The 21,120-nt window shown below is 74.9% G+C and carries 18 protein-coding genes; 12 read left to right on the forward strand and 6 right to left on the reverse strand.

Features of this window, described 5'->3' with window-relative positions:
- Positions 1–380: 380 nt before the first annotated feature.
- The 11 genes from FHX36_RS15935 (at position 381) to FHX36_RS15985 (ending at position 12,529) form a co-directional block, all read left to right on the forward strand.
- Positions 381–1,976, forward strand: coding sequence for a methyl-accepting chemotaxis protein (locus FHX36_RS15935; protein WP_110551708.1), 1,596 nt, complete (start codon positions 381–383; stop codon positions 1,974–1,976).
- A 301-nt stretch (positions 1,977–2,277) separates the two neighbouring features.
- Complete coding sequence (locus FHX36_RS15940) at positions 2,278–3,888, forward strand: methyl-accepting chemotaxis protein (protein ID WP_110551709.1); 1,611 nt, start codon at positions 2,278–2,280, stop codon at positions 3,886–3,888.
- A 257-nt stretch (positions 3,889–4,145) separates the two neighbouring features.
- On the forward strand, positions 4,146–5,750 hold the full coding sequence (locus tag FHX36_RS15945; protein WP_309147302.1) for a methyl-accepting chemotaxis protein: 1,605 nt from the start codon (positions 4,146–4,148) through the stop codon (positions 5,748–5,750).
- A gap of 153 nt (positions 5,751–5,903) precedes the next feature.
- Positions 5,904–6,824: a hypothetical protein gene (locus FHX36_RS15950; RefSeq protein WP_110551710.1), complete on the forward strand. Its 921-nt coding sequence runs from the start codon at positions 5,904–5,906 to the stop codon at positions 6,822–6,824.
- Between the two features lie 101 nt (positions 6,825–6,925).
- Positions 6,926–8,056 carry a protein-glutamate methylesterase/protein-glutamine glutaminase gene (locus tag FHX36_RS15955; protein ID WP_110551711.1) on the forward strand — a complete coding sequence of 377 codons (1,131 nt, stop codon included), beginning with the start codon at positions 6,926–6,928 and terminating at the stop codon, positions 8,054–8,056.
- The gene (locus tag FHX36_RS15960; protein ID WP_110551712.1) at positions 8,053–8,877 is read left to right on the forward strand and encodes a CheR family methyltransferase; all 825 of its coding nucleotides are present in this window, start codon (positions 8,053–8,055) and stop codon (positions 8,875–8,877) included. The genes FHX36_RS15955 and FHX36_RS15960 overlap by 4 nt, the downstream gene beginning before the upstream one ends.
- A 2-nt stretch (positions 8,878–8,879) precedes the next feature.
- The gene (locus tag FHX36_RS15965; RefSeq protein ID WP_110551713.1) at positions 8,880–9,263 is read left to right on the forward strand and encodes a response regulator; all 384 of its coding nucleotides are present in this window, start codon (positions 8,880–8,882) and stop codon (positions 9,261–9,263) included.
- Complete coding sequence (locus tag FHX36_RS15970) at positions 9,260–9,760, forward strand: chemotaxis protein CheX (protein ID WP_110551714.1); 501 nt, start codon at positions 9,260–9,262, stop codon at positions 9,758–9,760. The genes FHX36_RS15965 and FHX36_RS15970 overlap by 4 nt, the downstream gene beginning before the upstream one ends.
- Entirely contained in the window at positions 9,757–10,119 is a 363-nt protein-coding gene (locus FHX36_RS15975; protein WP_110551715.1) for a response regulator, read from the forward strand. The genes FHX36_RS15970 and FHX36_RS15975 overlap by 4 nt, the downstream gene beginning before the upstream one ends.
- The gene (locus FHX36_RS15980) at positions 10,116–10,601 is read left to right on the forward strand and encodes a hypothetical protein (RefSeq protein ID WP_110551716.1); all 486 of its coding nucleotides are present in this window, start codon (positions 10,116–10,118) and stop codon (positions 10,599–10,601) included. Before FHX36_RS15975 ends, FHX36_RS15980 begins: the two co-directional genes overlap by 4 nt.
- A 164-nt stretch (positions 10,602–10,765) precedes the next feature.
- Complete coding sequence (locus tag FHX36_RS15985; RefSeq protein ID WP_183513895.1) at positions 10,766–12,529, forward strand: SpoIIE family protein phosphatase; 1,764 nt, start codon at positions 10,766–10,768, stop codon at positions 12,527–12,529.
- Between the two features lie 3 nt (positions 12,530–12,532).
- Here the strand turns inward: FHX36_RS15985 and FHX36_RS15990 are convergent, their stop codons facing one another.
- The 6 genes from FHX36_RS15990 to FHX36_RS16015 all read right to left on the reverse strand — a co-directional run bounded on the left by FHX36_RS15990 (position 12,533) and on the right by FHX36_RS16015 (position 20,443).
- On the reverse strand, positions 12,533–13,468 hold the full coding sequence (locus tag FHX36_RS15990) for an alpha/beta fold hydrolase (protein ID WP_183513896.1): 936 nt from the start codon (positions 13,466–13,468) through the stop codon (positions 12,533–12,535).
- Positions 13,469–13,667: 199 nt separating this feature from the next.
- A complete protein-coding gene (locus FHX36_RS15995) occupies positions 13,668–14,858 on the reverse strand; it encodes an ATP-binding protein (RefSeq protein WP_110554360.1) in 1,191 nt (396 codons plus the stop codon).
- A gap of 378 nt (positions 14,859–15,236) precedes the next feature.
- Positions 15,237–17,885 (reverse strand): LuxR C-terminal-related transcriptional regulator, encoded by a 2,649-nt coding sequence (locus FHX36_RS23995; protein ID WP_183513898.1) that lies wholly within the window; start codon positions 17,883–17,885, stop codon positions 15,237–15,239.
- Between the two features lie 29 nt (positions 17,886–17,914).
- Complete coding sequence (locus FHX36_RS16005; protein ID WP_183513899.1) at positions 17,915–19,102, reverse strand: hypothetical protein; 1,188 nt, start codon at positions 19,100–19,102, stop codon at positions 17,915–17,917.
- Positions 19,103–19,112: 10 nt separating this feature from the next.
- Positions 19,113–19,829, reverse strand: coding sequence for a hypothetical protein (locus FHX36_RS16010; RefSeq protein ID WP_183513900.1), 717 nt, complete (start codon positions 19,827–19,829; stop codon positions 19,113–19,115).
- Positions 19,826–20,443 (reverse strand): septum formation family protein, encoded by a 618-nt coding sequence (locus FHX36_RS16015; RefSeq protein WP_146251662.1) that lies wholly within the window; start codon positions 20,441–20,443, stop codon positions 19,826–19,828. The genes FHX36_RS16010 and FHX36_RS16015 overlap by 4 nt, the downstream gene beginning before the upstream one ends.
- Before the next feature lie 251 nt (positions 20,444–20,694).
- Here FHX36_RS16015 and FHX36_RS16020 point away from each other — a divergent pair, with 251 nt between their 5' ends.
- Positions 20,695–21,078, forward strand: coding sequence for a phage holin family protein (locus FHX36_RS16020; protein WP_110553295.1), 384 nt, complete (start codon positions 20,695–20,697; stop codon positions 21,076–21,078).
- The last annotated feature ends 42 nt before the right edge of the window (positions 21,079–21,120 follow it).

Here is a 21,120-nt window from a genome sequence, read left to right on the forward strand (position 1 = left end):
CTCGACGCGGGACCCTGCGAGGGGGCCGTTCCAGCCAGTCACCATCGACCCCCACGGCCGCTGCCTCGTCCCCTTCCCCGGGCGAGGTGGCGGCCGTGGTCGTTTTCCCGGGCCATTCCCGCCGCCCTATCAGCGTCCTTTCTGGTACCGATTGCACGACACGCCGCGAAAAGCGGTAATCGCAGTTTCCGCAACCCCCACCATGACTCCTGCACCACCGGTGCCACGCCATTCCGGCAGGCGCCGGCAGGGCGACCCAGGCCACTCCGCGAAACCGTCGTCGTCGACTCGGGGAATGGTCACCACCCCCCGTTCCGCACCCACCGGCGATCCGCTGATCGACCGCCCTGCCCGACCCGCCGCCTCCCAGGAGACCCGCCATGCGCTCCCCCGCCTCGACCCGCCGCTCCGGCTGGTTCGCCGACCGGCCCCTCGCCGTCAAGTTCGGTCTGCTCGTCGGCGTCGTCGTGCTGACGTTCGCGGTCCTGCTCGGCACCCTGCTCAGCTCCAACGCCGACGTGCACGAGGCGGAGGTGGACAGCGGGCACCTGAACCAGGCGCAGAACCTGGCGCTCCAGCTCGACACCCGGGCCAGCGAGTTCAAGGTCGACGCGTTCCGCGCGCTGGTCCGCCCCGACCCGGCCGCCGAGCTGCCCAACCTGGCCGACGACGTGGCGACCGCGCAGGGCCTGCTCGACGAGCTCGCCGCCGTCCCGCTCACCGGGGAGTCGGCGGTCGCGGTGGCCGCGCTGCAGGACAGCTTCGCCACCTACACCGACTCCATCGCGGGCATCGTGAACGCGGCCGTGGGCAACCAGCTCCAGGCCCGGGCGTCCTACGAGACGATCCAGACCGCGAACGACGTCACCGACGCCGCGGTCAGCGAGGCCAAGGACGCCCTGGCGGCCGACTACGCGGCGGCCGACGAGCGGATGGAGTCCGCGATCAGCCGGGCGAACACCCTCGGCACGGTCGTGGTGGTCGTGGGCCTGCTGCTCATCGTCGGGATCAGCCTGCTCACCCTCCGCTCGCTGCGCGGGCCGATCACCCGGGTGAAGGCGTCGCTCGAGGCGATGGCCCGCGGCGACCTCACCGTCGACTCGGCCGTCACCGCCCGGGACGAGGTCGGCCAGATGGCCACCGCCCTGGGCACCGCCCAGCAGCACCTGCGCACCGTGGTGGCGGGGGTGGCGGCGTCCGCCGACGCGGTGGCCGCGGCGTCGGAGGAGCTCTCGGCGTCCTCCGCGCAGATCTCCTCCTCGGCGCAGGAGACGTCGGCGCAGTCCGGGGTGGTCTCCGCCGCCGCCGAGGAGGTCTCCCGCAGCGTGGCGACCGTCGCCGCCGGCGCCGACGAGATGACCGGGGCCATCCGGGAGATCTCGCAGAGCGCCAACGAGGCCGCCCGGGTGGCCGCCCAGGCGGTCACCGAGGCGCAGGCGACGACCACGACGATCACCAAGCTGGGCACGTCGTCGCAGGAGATCGGCGCCGTGGTGAAGGCGATCACCAGCATCGCCGAGCAGACCAACCTGCTGGCGCTGAACGCGACCATCGAGGCGGCCCGGGCGGGGGAGGCCGGCAAGGGCTTCGCCGTGGTCGCGAACGAGGTCAAGGAGCTGGCCCAGGAGACGGCGCGGGCCACCGAGGACATCGCCCGCCGGGTGGAGGCCATCCAGGGCGACACAGCGGGCGCCGTCGACGCCATCGGCCGGATCAGCGAGATCATCGGCTCGATCAACGACTACCAGCTGACCATCGCCTCCGCGGTGGAGGAGCAGACGGCGACGACGAACGAGATGTCCCGGTCGGTCCAGGAGGCCGCCAGCGGGTCGACGGAGATCGCCACGAACATCACCGGCGTCTCCACGGCCGCCGCCTCGACCACCCAGTCGCTGGACCAGACCCGCCAGGCCGTCGACGAGCTGTCCCGGATGGCCAGCGACCTGCGGGGGAGCGTCGCCACCTTCACCTACTGACCTGCGCCCGGCCCGACGGCCGCCACACCTCCGACGACCGGGGGAGTGGCGGCCGTCGCCATGTCCGGTCGCCATTCCGGCGGCCATTCTCGGTGTCCGGCAGAAATGGTCGCGATGTCGACATGCGGACTCCGGGAAACGGTAGTCCGACGTTTTGGGACCGATTCCAGCGACACGCAGGTGATGTGGTACCCGCCGCTTCCGGAACCACTCACCATTGCCCTGCACCGGGACGCTGGAACAGCACCGGTCGCCCTCCGCTCCACCATTCCTCCCGCTCGTCACACCCTGGAGAACGACCATGGCACGTACCGCCGCTCCCGCCCGGCCCACCGCGTGGTGGGGAGACCGCAGCGTGCGGGTCAAGGTGCTCACGACCGCCGGGATCGCCGGGGCGGTGGCGGCCGGCATCGGCGTGCTGGGCCTCACCGCGCTCAGCGACGCGGCCGGCTCGGCCGACGCGCTGTACGAGAAGAACCTCATCGGGGTGGCCGCGGCCGCCGACATGGACGGGCTGCTCGGCGACATCCGGGTCAACGTCCGCGACACCATCCTGGGTGCCGACCCGGCCGCCGCCGCGGCCGCGGAGGAGACCCTCGCCGCCGACATGGCCGACGCCATCGCGGTCTACGCCGACGGTGGGCTGGAGCCGGAGAAGCAGGCGATCGTCGACGACATCGAGACGCAGCTGGCCGACTACGTCGCCTTCCAGCAGCAGGTGCTGCTGCCGCTGTCGGCGAAGGCGGACTACGGCACCTGGATCACCCAGAACGCGACCACCGGCGCGCCGCTGGCCACCGCGATCAGCGACGGCATCCAGCAGCTGCGCGACATGGAGGCCGCCGAGGCCGAGGCGGCCGCCGCGCAGATCCGCGGCGACTACGAGTCCCAGCGCACCACCTCGCTGCTGATCATGCTGGTCGGGATCGCGGTCGCGCTCGGGCTCGGCTGGCTGGTCGCCTCCGGGATCGCCCGGTCGACGGCCAAGGTCAAGGCGGTGGCCGAGGGGCTCGCCGAGGGCGACCTGACCCGCACCTCCGGGCTCACCAGCCAGGACGAGCTCGGCCAGATGGGCCAGGCGCTCGACTCCGCGGTCGTCGGCCTCCGCTCGGTGATGGCCTCCGTGGTCGCCTCGTCCGACGCGGTGGCGGCTGCCTCGGAGGAGCTGTCGGCGTCCTCGGCGCAGATCTCGGCCTCGGCCGAGGAGACCTCCGCGCAGTCCGGTGTCGTCTCCGCCGCTGCGGAGGAGGTCTCCCGCAACGTGGCCACCGTCGCCGCGGGTGCGGAGGAGATGGGTGCCTCGATCCGGGAGATCAGCCAGAACGCCAACGAGGCCGCCCGGGTCGCCGCCCAGGCGGTGGGGGAGGCGGAGGCCACCACCCAGACGATCACCAAGCTCGGCGTCTCCTCGCAGGAGATCGGCAACGTGGTCAAGGTGATCACCTCGATCGCCGAGCAGACCAACCTGCTGGCCCTCAACGCCACCATCGAGGCGGCCCGGGCCGGCGAGGCGGGCAAGGGCTTCGCCGTCGTCGCCAACGAGGTCAAGGAGCTCGCCCAGGAGACGGCGCGGGCCACCGAGGACATCGCCCGCCGGGTGGAGGCCATCCAGGGTGACACCGGCGGCGCCGTGTCGGCCATCGGCCGGATCAGCGAGATCATCGGCTCGATCAACGACTTCCAGCTGACCATCGCCAGCGCGGTGGAGGAGCAGACCGCGACCACCAACGAGATGTCCCGCTCGGTCCAGGAGGCCGCCGGCGGCTCCACCGAGATCGCCGCCAACATCACCGGCGTCTCCTCGGCGGCCAGCAGCACCACGCAGGCGCTGGGCCAGACCCGGCAGGCCGTCGACGAGCTGTCCCGGATGGCCAGCGACCTGCGGGGGAGCGTGGCCCGCTTCACCTTCTGACCCCAGCAGCACGACCCAGCAGCACGACCCAGCAGCACGACCGAGCCGCGCGGACCCCTGGTCCGCGCGGCTCCGTCGTTCCCGGGCCGGTGACCGCCCTTGTCGACACGTCGCCAGCTGCGCGCGGTCACCGGTGTTTCTGCAGGTGGGAGGCGCGACACGCCTTGCGCCTGCGCGTCGGGGAGCCGGCGGCTGCCGCACGATCTGTGCCACCACGCCGGTCCCACCGGCCCCAGCAGTCCCAGGAGGCACGTCCCGTGAGCGCACCATCCGTCGTCGCCCGGTTCCGCGACCGCGGCATCATGGCCAAGATCGTCGCGGCCGTCCTGGTGGCCGTCCTGGTGGCCGTGGGCGTCGGGCTGGTGGGCCTGCGCAGCCTCGGCAGCTCGGCCGCGGCGACCGAGAGCATGTACACCGACGAGCTGGTCGGCACCGTCGACGTCGAGGCCGTCCGCGCCGAGCTCTACGCGCTCCGGCTGTCGTCGGTGAACTACGCCGTGGCCACCGAGCAGTCGGCCAAGCAGTCCTACATGGGCGACCGCCAGGAGGCCTACGAGGGCCTGGCCAAGGCCGCCTCGCACTACCTGGCCACCCACCCCACCGCGGAGAGCCGGGAGCTGATCGACCACGCGCTGGGGCAGGTCAACCACTACAAGCAGGCGATGCCCGCCCTCGACGAGCTGGCCGACGCCGGCGACCTGACCGCCTGGTCGGAGATGCGCGAGACCGTCGTCGCACCGATCGCCGCCTCGATCATCTCCGACCTCGACCGGCTCGCCACGCTGCGCCAGGAGGCCGCCGCCGGCAGCGCCGACGAGGCCAGCGCCTCCTACGACCGCACCCGCTGGGTGCTGATCGCCGTGATCGCCGCCGGCGCGCTGGCGGCGCTGGGCTTCGGGGTGCTGGTGGCCCGCCGGATCACCGGCGCGCTGCGCCGGGTGCAGTCGGCGGCCGAGGGGCTCGCCGAGGGCGACCTCACCCGCACGGCCGGCGTCACCACCCGCGACGAGGTGGGCCGCACGGGTGCCGCGCTGGACGGCGCGATGGCCGAGCTGCGGGCGGTGATGAGCTCGGTCGTCGCCTCGGCCGACGCCGTCGCCGCCTCGTCGGGGCAGCTGTCGGCCTCGGCGGCGGAGATCTCCACCTCGGCGGAGGAGACCGCGGTGCAGTCCGGCGTCGTCTCCGCGGCCGCCGGGGAGGTGTCGCGGAACGTGGCCACCGTGGCGGCCGGCGCGGAGGAGATGGGCGCCTCGATCCGGGAGATCAGCCAGAACGCCAACGACGCCGCCCAGGTCGCGGCCCGGGCGGTCACCGAGGCCGAGCAGACGACCGCCACGATCACCCAGCTGGGCGTCTCCTCCCGGGAGATCGGGGCGGTGGTCAAGACCATCACCAGCATCGCCGAGCAGACCAACCTGCTGGCGCTGAACGCCACCATCGAGGCGGCGCGGGCGGGGGAGGCCGGCAAGGGCTTCGCGGTCGTCGCCAACGAGGTCAAGGAGCTGGCCCAGGAGACGGCGCGGGCGACCGAGGACATCGCTCGCCGGGTCGAGGCGATCCAGGGCGACACCACGCGGGCGGTGCAGGCGATCACCGGGATCTCCACCGTCATCGGCTCGATCAACGACATCCAGCTGACCATCGCCAGCGCGGTGGAGGAGCAGACGGCGACGACGAGCGAGATGTCCCGGTCGGTGCAGGAGGCCGCCAGCGGCTCGACGGAGATCGCCACGAGCATCACCGGCGTCTCGACGGCCGCGGCGTCCACCACCCGGTCGCTGGGGCAGACCCGCCAGGCCGTCGACGAGCTGTCCCGGATGGCCGGCGACCTGCGCGGCAGCGTCGCCCGCTTCACCTTCTGAGTGACCCGGTTTCGACTCTGGGTAGTCGGGTACTGACGCTGTGATCTGAACACGCGTCCGTCGTCCGTTCGCTGTCCTGCGAGCGGGTGACGGCCGCGTGGCACATGGTGGTCGGTGCGCCCACGATTGCCTGACCACTTCCCTGGAGGCGACGTGCCCTACTCCCTGGTCAGCGCAGCGACGCTCGGCTTCGACCTGGTCCGCCTGCCCGCGGGGCGGCAGGTCGCCGACGTGCTGCTCACCGGACTCGGTGCCGACGCCCCGACCCTGCACCGCCTGGCCGCCGGCCACCCCGCCGCCGGCCGCTCGGCCACCGAGCGCGCGGCGCACGCCCTCCGCGCCCGCCGGGCCCACGAGCTGGCCGCCGCCGGGGTCCCGCAGCTGCGGGACATGTCCGACGCCGGGAGCGAGGGCGAGGGCGAGGACCGCTCCGCCCGGCTGGTCGCCCTCCTCGAGCGCGGCACGATCGGCAGCACCCCGGCCCTCGAGCGGCTGGTGCGCGACGACGTCCTGGGCCCCGAGCACCCCGTCGTGGCCGACCTCGACCCGGCCGTCGCGACGCTCGCCGCCGACGTGCTGGCCGATGCCGCCACCGGCTGGTGGGCCGCCGAGGCGCTGACCGACCCGGTGCGCACCGAGCTGACCGGGCCGTACGCGACCGTCGCCGCCTGGGAGCCCCTCGCCGGCCCCGACCTCGGACCGGCCGCCCCCGCCCTGGACGAGCTGCTCGGTGAGCTGCGCGGGCTGGAGGAGGCCGGTCGCCGCCGCTGGCGGCTGGCGGTCGACGCCACCCGCGCCCAGCGCCGCCCGTGGGCGGCGGCCATGCACGGTGCTGCCTGGGCAGCGCACGTCTCCGGCCGCACCCGGACGCTGGCCGCGGCGCAGCTGATGGCGGTCCAGGCCTTCGCCGACAGCGGGTTCTCCTCCCGCGACGGCGCGGAGGGCGTCTGGAACGCGCTGGCCGGCTGCGTGCAGGGCCTGGCGATGAGCGACCTGCTCGACGAGGAGTCGCTGACCGTCCTGGGCACCCCTTGGCAGATGGTGACGGGCAGGTCGCTCCCGCTCGTGCGGTGATGCCCACTGATCCACCGCGATAGCGCTCAACTTGTCCTCGGCGGATGCCGATGAGGTTGTGAGCGGCCCAACCGGCCGGACCATCGGCTGCGGGGGAACGCGTGGAACAGATCAAGGTGATGGTCGTCGACGACTCCGTCGTCGTCCGCAAGATCGTGACCGACGTCCTCTCCGAGGACCCGATGATCACCGTCGTCGGCACGGCGCCCAACGGCCGGCTGGCCGTGACCAAGCTCGAGCAGCTCAAGCCCGACCTGGTCACGATGGACATCGAGATGCCGGACATGAACGGCATCGAGGCGGTGCGCGCCATCCGCGCCACCCGCAGCCGCGTGCCGATCATCATGTTCAGCACGCTGACCGAGCGCGGGGCGTCCGCCACCCTGGACGCGCTGTCGGCCGGCGCCAACGACTACGTGACCAAGCCGGCCAACGTCGGCAGCGTCGCCCAGTCGATGGAGAGCGTGCGCCAGCAGCTCGTCCCCAAGATCAAGGCCCTCACCGGCCGCCCGATCAGCAGCGGCCCCGCGGCCGCCCCGGTCGCGGCCCCGGTCGCCGTCCGCCCCCCGGTGGCGCGCACGGGCCCGGCCAAGGAGCCGGCCGTGCTCGTCATCGGCTCGTCCACCGGCGGGCCCGAGGCGCTGACCAAGGTGCTGCCGCTGCTGCCGGCCTCGCTGCCGGTGCCGGTCCTGCTCGTCCAGCACATGCCGCCCGTCTTCACCCGCCAGTTCGCCCAGCGGCTGGACCGGCTGTGTCCGCTCACCGTGGTCGAGGCCGGTGACGGCACCCCGCTCGCGCCCGGCACGGTGCACATCGCCCCCGGCGACTTCCACCTGACCATCGGCACCAGCGGTGCCGCCCGGCGGACGGCGCTGAACCAGGCCCCGCCGGAGAACTTCTGCCGCCCCGCCGTCGACGTGCTCTTCCGCTCCGCCGTCGCCGCCTACGGCGGTGCCGTGCTGGGCGTCGTCCTCACCGGCATGGGCTCCGACGGGCGCATCGGCGCCGGCCAGATCCGCGAGGCCGGCGGCACCGTCATCGCCCAGGACCAGGCGACCTCCGTCGTCTGGGGCATGCCCGGGGCGGTCACCCAGGCCGGCTTCGCCGACGAGGTCCTCCCGCTGGGCCGGGTCGCCGAGGCGATCATCCGGCTCCTGCCCACCCCCCGTCCCGCGGCCGCCTTCGCCGCAGCCCGCACCGGCGCCGCAGCCGGAATCGGAGGCACCCGGTGACCCTCACCGCCACGAGCTTCGACTGGGTGCGCCAGCTGGTGCACCGCGAGAGCGCGATCGTCCTGCAGCCCGGCAAGGAGTACCTGGTCGAGGCCCGGCTGCTGCCGATGGCCCAGCAGCTGGGCTGCGCCGGCGTCAGCGAGCTCGTCGAGTCCGTCCGCAGCCACCCCGACCCGGCCAAGACCCGGCGGATCGTCGAGGCGCTGACCACCAACGAGACGTCGTGGTTCCGCGACGGCGACCCGTTCACCGCCTTCACCGGCACGGTGCTGCCGCAGCTGCTGGCCGCCCGCCGCCCGGACGAGCGGCTGCAGATCTGGTCGGCCGCCTGCTCCAGCGGGCAGGAGGCGTACACGATCGCGATGCTGCTGTCCGACGCGCTGCCGAACGCCGCGACCCGGGTGTCGATCACCGCCACCGACCTGTCGCGGCAGATGGTCGAGCGCACCCGGGCCGGCCGGTTCAGCCAGCTCGAGGTCAACCGGGGCCTGCCGGCCTCGATGCTCGTGCGGCACTTCACCCGCGCCGGCAACGAGTGGGAGATCTCGCCCACGCTGCGCCGGATGGTCACCGCCAGCGAGTGCAACCTCGCCGCACCGCTGCCGCGGCTGGGCCCGTTCGACGTGGTCTACCTGCGCAACGTGCTCATCTACTTCGACCTGCCCACCAAGCAGCAGATCCTGACGCGCGTGCGCCAGATCATGCGCCCTGACGGGTGGCTGTTCCTGGGCGCTGCCGAGACCACGCTCGGGGTCGACGACAACTGGGAGCGGGTCGTCCTCGGCCGCGGCTCCGCGTACCGCCCACGGAAGGGAGCCTGACGATGAGAGCTCTGGTGATCGACGACTCCCGTGCCATGAGGCGCATCGTCGGCACGATCCTCAAGGACTTCGGATACGAGGTGCGTGAGGCCGGCGACGGCCGCCAGGCCCTCGACGTGCTGGAGGAGGGGTACGTCCCCGACCTCTGCTGCATCGACTGGAACATGCCGGTGATGGACGGCCTGCAGTTCGTCTTCGCCGTCCGCGCCAACCCGGCCTACCGGCAGGTGACGCTGATGATGGTCACCACCGAGAGCGAGACCGGCCAGATCGTCAAGGCCCTGGCCGCCGGCGCGCACGAGTACCTGATCAAGCCCTTCACCGCCGACGCGCTGCGCGACAAGCTGGCGCTGCTCGGCCTTCTCCCCGAGGAGGTGACCGCGTGACCCTGTCCCCCGCCCAGCCCATCACCGAGCTGCTCGACGCCGAGACGGTGCAGAGCATCGCCGACGAGGTGTGGCCGTCCTTGGTCGGCGACGGCGAGGCGTTCGTGCCCGTCCCGGTGCCGCCGCCGGCCGACGTCGTGAGCGCGTGGGTCGACATCGTCGGCCCCTGGACCGGCTCCGTCGTCCTCACCTGCGCCCCGGCCACGGCCGAGGCGCTCACCGAGAGCGTCCTCATGACCCGGCCGCCGACGGTCGTGGACGACGAGGACGTCGCCGACGCGCTGGGCGAGCTCGCCAACGTGCTCGGCGGCAACATCAAGAGCGTCCTGCCGGGTGAGTCCAAGCTCGGCCTGCCGCAGATCGGGGCGGCCCCGCCCCGGGGGCGGCTGGACGACGTCCGTTCCCTCGTCGGCCAGTGGCGAGGGAACTTCCTGACCATCACCGTGCAGGGTGCCGCTCCGGCACCGCACGCCGAGCGGAACGAGGTGCCGCTGTGAAGATCCTGGTTACCGACGACAGCCGTGTCATGCGGCAGATCGTCATCCGCACCCTGCGCCAGGCAGGCTACGACGACCACGACATCATCCAGGCCGAGAACGGCCGCGAGGCCTTCGAGATGGTCGGTGCCGAGAAGCCCGACCTGGTCCTCTCGGACTGGAACATGCCCGAGATGAGCGGCATCGAGTGCCTCGAGGCGCTGCGGGCGTCGGGCCAGCAGGTGCCCTTCGGCTTCGTGACCTCGGAGGGCTCCCCGGAGATGCGGGAGAAGGCGGCCAACGCCGGCGCGCTGTTCCTCATCGCCAAGCCGTTCAACGAGGACACCTTCAAGGACGCCCTGGACGGGGTGATCGCGTGACCTCCGTGCTGCCGGCGCTGCTGCCGACCGCCAAGGACGTCCGGGACATGCTCGAGGGCCTGTTCGGCAAGGACGTCACCGTCTCCCCGGGTGACCCGGTCTCGCTCAACGACAAGCCGGCCGTGGCCGTCTACGTCGACCCGACGATGGCCACCACCGCGCTGTGCCTGCTCGACATCCGGCTGGCCGCCTGGTTCGCCGGCGCGCTGGCGCTGCTCCCCAAGGGCGGGCTGGAGGACGCCATCGACGAGGGCGAGCTCTACCCGATGCACCTGGAGGCCGTCTACGAGGTGGTCAACATCGCCGCCTCGATGTTCAACGGCGAGGGCCGCAACCACTCGAAGCTGCACGCGCTGCACGCTCCGGGCGAGGCCGTCCCCGGCGACATCGCCGGCCTGGCCGCCGCCTTCAACCGGATCGACCTGGTGGTCGACGTCGACGGCTACGGCAAGGGCAACCTGTCGATCGTGATGGCGCACTGAGCACCAGCTGACAGCAGCACCCGGACGGGGGAGGAGGACCGCAGCGCGGTCCTGCTCCCCCGTCCGTCGTCCCGGGCCCGCCGGCTCACCCCGCAGGGGGACGCCGACCGGCCGGCCGGCCGACGGTCGGCGGGGATGCGCCGGGCATGCGGCAGAGTGGGGGCATGACCCCGGACGGCGCGGCGCCGCCTGCCGACCTGCTGGTGCAGGCCGTGCAGGGCATGGCGCGACCGCTGTTCGTCCTGGACGGGGAGTGGCGGTTCAGCTACATCAACCCGGCCGGTGCCGCGGTGCTGGGGCGGACCGTCGACGGCCTGCTCGGCCGGGGCATCTGGGCCGAGTTCCCCGAGGCGGTCGGCACGCCGTTCAGCGAGCACTACGAGGCCGTCGCCGCGACCGGTGAGCCGGCGGTCTTCGAGGCCTGGTTCGAGCCGCTGCAGACCTGGTTCCAGGTGCACGCCTTCCGCACCGGGGCCGGGCTGGTCGTCACCTACGACGACGTCACCGAGCGCCGGCGGGTGGAGCAGGCCCGCACCGAGGCGGTCGCCGCCCGCGAGGAGGCCGCCGAGCGCGCCGCGGCCGCCGCCGGCGCCGCTGAGCTGGCCGGGCGGCACCTGATGCTGCTGGGCGACATCAGCCAGGCGATGACCTCCACCCTGGACCCCGACGAGGCGGTGCAGCGGTTCGCCCAGCTCGTCGTGCCGCAGCTGGCCGACTGGTGCCTGGTCAGCGTGGTGGAGCACGGCCGGCGCCGGGACGTCGGCCGCGCCCACCGGGACCCGGAGATGGTGGCGGCGATGCACCGCTACGCGGACCTGCGGGCCACCACCAACCAGTCGACCGCCCCGGTGCCGACCGCGCTGCGGGAGGGTCGGCCCGTGGTGATCCAGTCGCTCACCGCCGAGCAGGTCGAGGCGATGACCACGCCGGAGGCGCGCGCCGCGCTGGAGCCGCTGCGGCCGACCGCGGTCGCCACCTTCCCGCTGCTGGCCCGCGGCGAGCTGTTCGGGGCCATCACCCTGGTCACCGGACCCGACCGGGGGCCGTTCACCGACGCCGAGCTGCGCACCGCGGACATCGCGTCCCGGCGGGCGGCGCTGGCGATGGACAACGCCCGGCTGGTGAGCGCGCAGAGCCGGGTCGCCGAGCGGCTGCAGCGCAGCCTGCTGTCGGCCCCGGTGCAGCCGGACAACCTCGAGCTGGCCGTGCGCTACCGGCCGGCCACCCAGGACGTCTCCATCGGCGGCGACTGGTACGACGCCTTCCTCCAGCCCGACGGCTCGACCGTGCTGGTCATCGGCGACGTGATGGGCCACGACCTCGAGGCCGCCGCGGTCATGGGGCAGCTGAAGACGCTGGTCCGGGCGATCGCCTACGACCGGCAGGACGCGCCGGCCGACGTCATGCGCCGGGTCGACCTCGCCGTCGTCGGGCTGGACGTCGCCACCCTGGCCACCGCGCTGGTCGCCCGGATCGAGCAGGACGACGACGACCGGGTCGCGGGGCTGCGCCGGCTCCGCTGGGCCTCGGCCGGGCACCCGATGCCGATGCTGCTGCAGGCCGACGGCAAGGTGGTCGACCTGGAGTCGCCGGTCGGGCCGCCGCTGGGCATCGGCTGGTCGGGGTTCCGCTCGGACGGGGTGGCGGTCATCCCGCCGGACAGCACGCTGCTGCTGTTCACCGACGGGCTCTTCGAGCGGCGCACCGGCGACCTGGACACCGGCCGCGAGGCGCTGCGGGCCGTCGTGGCCGACCTGGCGGGGGAGTCGCTGGAGGAGCTGTGCGACGGGCTCCTGGCGGCGCTGCTGGCCGACGGGGCCGAGGACGACGTCGCGGTGCTCGCCGTCCGGGCGCACCCGGTGGACGCGCCCCGGCCGCTCGCGGCGGGGCCGCGCTCGCTGCCGCCGGCCCTGCCCAGCCTCGGCTGAGCCTCACCGGGACCGCTCGGCGGCCTCCCGGACGGCGGCGGTGACCGCCTGCACGCCCTGGTCGGACCAGAGGATCGACCAGTGGTCGGTGCCGGGCACCTCGCGGGCGGTGACGTGCGCGTCCTGCAGGCCCATCCCGGCCAGCCGCACCTCGTCGTAGAGGCCGGGCACCTGGCCCTGCATGCCCCGGGTCGCCCACAGCAGGGTCGCCGGCACCGGCAGGTCGGTGGTGGCCTCCAGCACGGCCTCGTTGCGCAGCATGTCCGCGCCGTCGACCCGGACCGCCTCGTACACCACCGCGCTGCGCAGCTCGGGCGCCTCGCCGGTCAGGTCGCGGGCGAGGAAGGCGGCGACCGCCGGGTGGTCGACCCAGGGCCCGACCGCGGGGTGCCCGGACCAGAAGGACCGCACCGCCGGCAGGTCCGGGAAGGTCAGGTCCAGCCGCTCCAGCGACGGGCCGAGGAAGACGGCGAGCATGTCGTCGGTGTCGGCCGCCGGGGGGACGGCGAAGGGCAGGCCGCCGTCGACCAGGACCAGCCCGTGCACCAGGTCGCGGGCGCTGCCCGCCGCGGCCAGGGCGGTGACGAACCCGCCCATCGAGTGCCCGACCAGCACTGTGGCGTCCGCGCCGCCCTCCGCGTCGGCGCCGAACCGCTCCAGCAGGGCGGTCAGGTCGGCGGCGTGCGCGGACAGCCCGTAGGGGCCGGGCAGGCCCGCGCTGCGCGCCCGCCCGCGCAGGTCGGGGGCGACCACCTCGCACCCGCCGGCCAGCGCCGCGGCGATCGGCGCCCAGGCCATCGCGTTGCCGGTGATCCCGTGCACCAGGACGACGAGCGGGGCGGCCGGGGCGTCGGCGGCCCAGTACAGCGCGGCCAGCTCACCTCCCTCGACCGGGATGCGGATCTCCTCGGGGGTCACGACGTCCTCGGCGGGGCTCACGCCGCCACCCTGCCCCGGGACGCGCGACGTTGCACGTGGAACACCGTCGGCGGGCGGCTGACGTGCGTGCGTCCGCCGGGCGGCTGGTCCCCGGTTGACCAGCGTCCGCGTTGCACGCTCTTCGTTCCCGTTGCTCGCGCTGCAGCGCGGGCGGTGCGCACGAAGGACGTGCAATGCAGCAGCGTCGACGGCGACCGAGCTACTCCGTGGCGTGCCGCAGCAGGTAGCGCCCGAAGTGCGGCACGGTGAAGGCGATCTGGCCGCGCTCGGCGGAGTAGACCAGCCCCTTCTTGATCAGCGAGTCGCGGGCGGGGGAGAGCGAGGCGGGCTTGCGGCCCAGCGAGACGGCGACGTCGGAGGTGCCCACCGCCGCGCCGGCCGGGCCGCCCAGCTCGGCCATGGCGTGCATGTACTCCCGCTCGGCCGGGGTGGCGCGGTCGTAGCGCGAGCCGAAGAAGCCGACGGCGAGCTCGGCCTCGGCGGCCGGGGCGGCCATCGCGACGTCGGCGGCGGTGATGGGGGAGGAGGCGGCGACGTCCCAGGTGACCTTGCCGTAGGCCTGCACGAAGTAGGGGTAGCCGTCGGCGGCCTCGTACAGCGCATCGAGCGCGTCGGTGTGGAACTCGACGTCCTCCCGCTCGGCGGGGGCCAGCAGCGCCCGGTCGGCGGCGGCCCGGTCCAGCCGGTCGATCCGCAGGTAGCGGAAGAGCCGCTCGGAGTAGCTCTTGGAGGCGCTGAGCACCGCGGGGAGGTGGGGGAGGCCGGCGCCGACCACGATCAGCGGCGCGCCCTGCTGGGAGAGCTCGTGGCAGGCGGCGCAGATGGCGGAGACGTCGTCGGCCTGCACGTCCTGCATCTCGTCGATGAACAGCGCCACGCCCTTGCCGACGTCGGCGGCGATGCCGGCCACGTCGGTGAGCAGCTCGACGAGGTCGATCTCCATGTCACCGGAGTCGGCCCGGCCGGTGGTGGCCGGCACGTCGATGCCCGGCTGCCAGCGGTCGCGGACCTTCGCGTCCGCGGGCGCCTGGCGCTGGGCGAAGGCCTTGAGCGTGCCGAGGACCGCGTCGGTGGACTCCTGGTCGGGGTGCCGCAGCTCGCGCAGCGCCATGTGCAGCGCGGCCGACAGCGGCCGGCGCAGCGACTGGTCGGGCCGCGCCTCGATCTTCCCGGTGCCCCAGCCGCGGCTGATCGCCGCCGAGCGCAGCTGGTTGAGCAGCACGGTCTTGCCGACGCCGCGCAGCCCGGTGAGCACCAGCGAGCGCTCGGGTCGGCCGCGGGCGATGCGCTCGAGCACCACGTCGAAGGCGGAGAGCTCCGTGTCCCGGCCGGCGAGCTCGGGCGGGCGCTGACCGGCGCCGGGGGCGTACGGGTTCCGCACGGGGTCCATGTCGAGCAGGTTATGCGCTCGTCTAGCTCCGGCGATAGACATGCGTAGACCGAGGCATGGAGCCGCGACTCGACCCTGGTCTCAGGCTGTCTAGCCACAGCACTAGACAGCGGCAGACTCTCTCAGAGGAGTAGCTGGGCCTCCCTGGTCGACGTCGTCCACGCTAGCACAGCAGTCGAACACGTGTTCGAACAACCGCCTGGCCGCGGACAGCGCAGCGCCCCGTCGGGAGATCGTCCCGGCGGGGCGCGCGATGGCCGGCCCGGCAGCCGCCTCTCGGCGAGTGGTCGCTCGGAGCGACGAAGGGGTGGAGCCCGGGGGTCTGTCCGGGCCGGCATGCTCTACAAGCACCGTAGCCCCGCGGTTGTTCCCGGAGGGTCAGCCGGCGAGCTGCTCCAGCGCGCCGGGCAGCTCGGTCCGGCTGTTGATGCCCAGCTTGCTGAACGCCGACTGCAGGTAGCTCTCCACGGTGCGCACCGACAGGTGCAACGCGGCCGCGATCTCGGCGTTCGACTGGCGCTGCGCCGCCCGCTCGGCCACCTCGCGCTCGCGCCGGGTGAGCGGCCCGGCGGCTGCGTCACCGGCGCCGGGCGCGGTGGGTCCGGCGAGCTGCCGCCGGGCGAGGTGCAGCACCTTGGCGGCGCTGCGCACCGTCTCCCGGCCCGCGTCCGGGACGTCCAGCGCGGCCGTCGCGGCGTCGACGGCGAACCCGGCGTCTCCGGCGGCCAGCAGCCCGTGCGCCGTGCGCGCCAGCAGGTCGGCGTCCCCGGTGGCGACCCCCTCGGCGTGGTCGCGGGCGGCGCGCATCCACGGGCCGGGGGAGTGCATCGGCATGCTGCGCAGCAGCGCCACGGCGTCGGCGGAGCCGTGCCGGGCGGCCTGGGAGAGCACGACGGCGGCGTTGCCCAGGTGCCCCCGCTCCAGCAGCACGCGCCCGCGGGCCACCACCTCCTCCCGCACGTCGTCACCGAGCGCGAGCCGGGCGCCGGAGAGGCTCAGCTGCGGGGTCACCGGGCCGTCGTAGTCCAGCCACATCGTGGGGGCGTAGCGCGAGAGCTCGGCGCGGGCGGCCGCGGTGTCGCCGGCCAGCGCCTCGGCCCAGGCCAGTGCCGCGCGGGCGAGGCCCTCGAGCCGGTGCGGGTCGCGCAGCACGAAGCCGGCCAGTGCCGAGCGGAGCAGCGGCCGGGCGCGGTGCCCGTTCCCGCAGAGCACGTGCACCAGCCCGAGCCCGAAGTCGTCGGAGGTGCCGTTGCGGGCGTCGCGGTGCGGCCCCGGGAGCGCGAGCTGGTCGCGCACCACCGCCCACTCGCCGCAGGTCAGCAGGGCGACGTTCAACCCGGAGAGCACGACCATGCTGAGGTCCGGCGGCAGCTGCCCCTGGTGCCACACCTCCGCGACGTCGGCAGCCACCGCCCGTGCCTCCTGCTGGCTGCCGAGCGCCGCCAGGGCCGCCGCCAGCAGGGAGCCGCTGACCGCCCACCGCTCGACGCCGGCCGACGTGCCGGCCCCGTGCACCGGGCGCAGCCGCTCGACGAGCTCGGCGTACCGGCCGCCGGAGAAGGCGAGCGAGGCCCAGGCGATGTCGAGCATCGCCTCCGGGTCGGCGTCCGTCACCGGGCCGTCGGTGCGCAGGGAGTCCAGCACCTCCAGGGCCGTCTCGCGGACCGGCGTCGGGGCGTAGCGGGCGGTGTCGGCCCGCTCGATCGCCCAGAGCACGCGCTCGCCGGCGGGCATGGCCGGCCAGCGGCGGGCGCGCAGCTCCTCGAGGACGGCCACCGCGTCGTCGGTCCGGCCGAGCATCCGCAGCGCCTGGGAGCGCAGCACCGTCGCCAGCGCCTCGTGGTCGCCGGCCGGGACCGCCTCGGCCAGCCGCAGGGCCAGCGGGGCGTCCTGCTGCAGGAGGGCGGTGCCGGCGGCGCGCAGCGCCAGCGCCGGGTCCAGCACGGCGCCGGTGTCCAGGGTGAGCGCCGCCAGCCCCAGCTCCTGCGCCGCGCTCGGGTCGCCGTCCCCCACGCCGAGCTCGACCGCCGTCTGCAGCACCGCCCGCCGCCGGGCCCAGGGCACCTGCTGGCCGATGGCCCGGGCCAGCGCCGGGCTGGCCAGCCGCGCGGTGGGCGGACCGGCGACGCCCCCGGCGCGACCGGGCTCGACCACCACGACCCCGGCCCGCTGCAACGCCTCCAGCTGGTCGGGCGGCAGCAGCCGGTCGACCGCGGTCAGCGGCACGTGGTCGGTCAGCGCGACCAGCTCCAGCAGCCGCCGCTGCGCCGCCGTCCAGCGGGCCAGCGGCGCGTCGAGCAGCCCGCCGGCCTCGGGGGCGGACCAGCGGAAGGCGTCGACGGTCCAGCTGCCGTGCGAGCGCACCAGCCCGCCGCTGTGCACGCCGAGCTCGAGCAGGTGCCGCAGCAGCATCGGGTTGCCGTCGCTGGACTCCCGCAGGTGCCGGCGCACCCCGGCGCTCACCTGCCCCCCGAGCCGGGCCTGGACAGCGGCGTCCACCTCCTCGTCGCTCCAGGGGTGGACGACGACGGCGCCGAGCAGCCCGTCGCGCCAGAGGTCGACGATCGCGTCCGGGCCGGTCGTGACGTCGTCGGCCACCACCAGCAGGCGCAGCGCGCCGGACCCGGCCAGCGCGCCGAGCACGCCCGCGCTGTGCTCGTCCACCAGGTCGACGTTGTCGACCACGACGAGCGGGGCGGTCGCACCGCCGAGGCCGCGCAGGCGCTGCTGCAGCACCCGGGTGACGACGAGCGGACCGGGCGGCCCGTCGCCGAGGTCGTCGGGCAGCCCGTCGAGGTAGGGCGACAGCGCGCCGTAGGGGTGCGGGGCGGCCAGCGCCGTCCCGCGGACCAGCAGCACGGCGCTCCGTGCGCCCACGGCGACGCCGACGTGGGTGGCCAGCGTCGTCTTGCCCGAGCCGGCCTCGCCGGTGACGGCGATGCCGACCACCCCGGGGCGGGCCAGCTCGGCGAGCGCCTGGGCCACCAGGCCGGCGCGGGGCCGGACCACCCACTCACCCTGGGGCACGCCGCGGAGCGTAGGGCAGCTGCCACCCCTCAGCCAGCCCCGCGGAGCCGCAGCCCGGAGGCGAGCGCCAGCCCCGTGCCCAGCAGCTCGGTCACCGCGCCGAGGGAGGGTGGGCGGTCCCGCAGGACCCAGACGCCGAGCGCCTCCCCGCGCACCGCGTACCGCATCGGCACCGGGCTGCCGGTCAGCCGCACCCCGCCGGGCGGGGTGGGGGCGTACGGCCCGCCCACCAGCAGCGCCGTCCGGCCACCCCCGGCGGGCAGCGGCGCGTCGGTGTGCAGGGCGATCCGGGCGGTGCTGGTGGCCGGACCCACCGGCAGGGCGCCGCGCAGCACCGCCCAGGCGCGGCCGGGCACCGGGGTCGTGGGGAAGGTCCGGTGGTAGGCGTCGGGGTCCTCCAGCTGCATGTCCAGCCGTCGGCTGAGCCGGTGCACCTCCTCCAGCAGCGGTGAGGGGGGCCACGGGCACCCGGTCGCGGTCTCGGTGGTCGGCCAGGCCACCGCCGGCAGCGGCCGGGCGAACGGCGCGGGGGTGTGCAGCGGCGCGCAGACCTCGGCGAGCGCCGCCGCGCAGACGTCGAGCGCCGCCAGCAGCTCGTCCACCCCGGCCGGACCCGCGTAGCCGTTGCGGCGCAGCACCAGGACGCCGTGCCCCCAGGCCAGCTCGAAGAGCGCGAACCGGGACCCGGCCGCCACGACCGCACCGAGCGGGCCGGCCAGCAGGCGGGGGAGCAGCCCCGGGACCGGCTGGGCGGCAGGGGCATCGGGGTCAGGGGCGCCGAGCGTGAAGGGCGCCAGCAGGGCCGCCTCCGGGACGGCGACCGCCGCGGCGGTGACCGGCACCCCGACGAAGCGCCGCCCGCCGGCCCGGGGCAGGCCGCGCAGCGGGGACTGCACGGTGAGGTCGTGGTGCGGGCGGCCGCGCAGCGTGGGGCCCTGCGGTCCGTCCGCCACCGGCACCGGCTCCCGCCAGTGCCACAGGCAGCAGTCCCAGCCGCCGGGGGTGGTGCCCCGCACCACGTTGGCCTGCAGCTCCGGCTCGCCGGGCAGCACCCCCGCCCAGCCGCCGGCGTTCGCGCTGCCGTGGGCGTCGAAGCCGCGGTCGGCGGCCCAGGCCGTCAGGTCGACGTCGGGACGCCGCCGACGGGCATCGGCGACGTCCCGGACGTCCCAGGCGGCCCAGCCGACCACCGCGCGGGCGGTCCCTGGCGTGCCCATGGCAGCGCGGTCAGCCGAGGAGGGTCGGCAGCAGCACCGCGAGCGCGGCACCGCCGGCGAGCACCACCCCACCGAGCAGACCGGCGGGGGTCGGCCCGCGCAGCCCCAGGCCCGGTCGCGGGGCCGCCGTCCGGAGGGGCACCCGGTCCAGCGGCGGCAGCGCCCCCTCGCCGGGTTCGTGCCGGGCCTCGGCCCGGGCGGCGGCCAGCGCGTCGGCCGGTGGCGTCGCCACCACCACGACGTCGGGCTGGGCCGGGTCGGGCTGCGACACGACGATCACCGAGCCGGGCTGGAAGGACGGGAGGGTGACCACGTCGAGGACGGCGCGGGTGGTGGTGGCGTAGGCCGGCCCGGTGCCCTGGCGGAGGGTGCCCGGACCGACGACCACGGTGAGCTCGCACTGCGGTTGGTCGTTGACCTCGAGGCCGGTCCGGGCGATCGACTCCACCCGGGCGAGGGCCAGCCGGCCTCCCGGCGGCGGGGCACCGGGCAGCGCCCGGTGGACCGCCCCGAGGACGCGGGCCAGGGTGACCAGCAGCCAGAGCGTGAAGCCGACGCAGAAGGCGACCACGTACCAGCCGCGCGGGTCGGCCAGCATCCCGGCGAACCCGCCGGCCGCGGCACCCGCCCCGGACCAGTGCAGGGCCCGGCCGAACGGGGTGGCTCTGCCGGCCGGGGTCGGCGGCCGCTCGCCGAGGGCCGGGGCGGGGGTGACCGTGGCGCTCACTCCGCCACGCCCTCGAGCGAACCGGTCAGCGGCTCCATCGTCCGGCCGGTGGCGTAGCAGAGCGCGGTGCGGTCGCCGTCGGCCCAGCTCTCCTCGGTGGGGTACACGACGGAGAACATGTTCACCGACTGGTCGACCGGGATGCCGACGAAGTCCTCGAAGCCGGTCGTGCAGTCCCGCTTGGTGTGGTCCTGCATCTCGGACGTGCCCGGGAAGGACGGGCCCAGCTCGTCCAGCGGCACGGCCAGGTAGACCTCCGCGTCGTGCTCCTCGTCGCAGTCGATGGAGGGGAGGCCGGCGGCGGGCGTCTCGTACCAGATCGTCTCGGCGCAGTCCCCGACGGCCAGCGGCTCGTCGGGCGCGTCCGGCTTGCCGGACACGCTCTCGGCCCACTCCTCGACGGCGGCCTCGACGTCCTCGTCGCTGGTGCCGACGGCGTCCTCCACGGCTGCGGCGACGGCGTCCTCGTCCGGCACGTCCGAGCCGCTGCCGCCGCAGGCGGCCAGGGTCAGGGCGAGCCCGGCGGCGGCCACGAGGCCGGAGACGGTGGACGCGGGACGGCGGGGCGGACGCGGGGCGCGGTGCTTGCCACGGCGGCGGGTCAGGGTGGTCACGGGGTGCTCCAGATCAGTGCGGCCGGGGTCGTCCCCGGCTCCAGCAGGACGAGGTCAATGCTGGAGACGCGCTGGTCGGGCGGGCACCGTACCGGCTACGGGATTGCGGCCGCGCACTACGGCACCCCGCTACGGCACCGCGGTACGGGAACGCCGGGCAGCACTCTCTAGGCCTGTCTGCCGACGACGCGAGAGCGGGTTAGACGACGCGAGCCACGTGCTGCTGATCTTCGGGCGCTAGCCTCCGCGCCGTGGCCACGATCGGGAAGTTCGCCGTACGCGTCGTCGTGCTGGCGGTGATCATCTACGCCGTCACCCGGCTGGTCGACGGGATCAGCGTCGACACCGCGGGCGGCCGGTACGGCGAGGCGGGCACCTACCTCTGGGTGGCGCTGCTGTTCGCGCTGGTGAACTCGATCGTCGGACCGGTCGTGCGGCTGCTCGCGCTGCCGTTCGTCGTCCTCACGCTCGGGTTGTTCCTGCTGGTGATCAACGCGGCCATGCTCGGCCTGACCGCCGCGCTGTCGGACCGGTTCTCCGTCGACGGCTTCGTGCCGGCGGTGCTGGGCGGCCTGCTGATCGCCGTCTTCAGCTGGATCGCCGAGCTGCTGCTGCCGCTGAAGGTCCGCGCCTGACCTGCTGACCGCGGCGTGCCCCCGACGGCGCGCCGATGTACG

This window comes from Modestobacter versicolor (assembly GCF_014195485.1).
In the GTDB taxonomy this organism is placed as follows: domain Bacteria; phylum Actinomycetota; class Actinomycetes; order Mycobacteriales; family Geodermatophilaceae; genus Modestobacter; species Modestobacter versicolor.

Coding starts and splice junctions, on each gene's coding strand:
- FHX36_RS15985 (WP_183513895.1), top strand. CDS start 10,766: ATGACCCCGGACGGCGCGGCGCCGCCTGCCGACCTGCTGGTGCAGGCC.
- FHX36_RS15940 (WP_110551709.1), top strand. CDS start 2,278: ATGGCACGTACCGCCGCTCCCGCCCGGCCCACCGCGTGGTGGGGAGAC.
- FHX36_RS15935 (WP_110551708.1), top strand. CDS start 381: ATGCGCTCCCCCGCCTCGACCCGCCGCTCCGGCTGGTTCGCCGACCGG.
- FHX36_RS15965 (WP_110551713.1), top strand. CDS start 8,880: ATGAGAGCTCTGGTGATCGACGACTCCCGTGCCATGAGGCGCATCGTC.
- FHX36_RS15995 (WP_110554360.1), bottom strand. CDS start 14,858: ATGGACCCCGTGCGGAACCCGTACGCCCCCGGCGCCGGTCAGCGCCCG.
- FHX36_RS16005 (WP_183513899.1), bottom strand. CDS start 19,102: ATGGGCACGCCAGGGACCGCCCGCGCGGTGGTCGGCTGGGCCGCCTGG.